Genomic DNA, 240 nt, shown 5'->3' on the forward strand with positions numbered 1-240 from the left:
GATCGCCATCAGCCATGCGCACATGGCCGGTGGCTCGGTGTCGGAGGACTCGGAGCGCAGCCTGATCATCGGCAACGCCGAGGCACTGCCGGCCAAGCTGTTCGACAAGGCCATCAGCTATGTCGCCTTGGGCCACCTGCACAAGCCGCAGAAGGTCAACCGCGAAGAACGCCTCCGCTACAGCGGCTCGCCGATCCCTCTGTCGTTCGCCGAAATCAACTAACCGCACAAGGTGCTGGA

At 63.3% G+C, this 240-nt stretch carries 1 pseudogene; it reads left to right on the top strand.

What is annotated here, in order from left to right:
- Positions 1-223, top strand: a pseudogene (locus tag AC6UDB_RS07245) (exonuclease SbcCD subunit D); the annotation flags it as partial.
- Positions 224-240: the final 17 nt, after the last annotated feature.

Source organism: Fructilactobacillus sp. X3R2C1 (assembly GCF_059901235.1).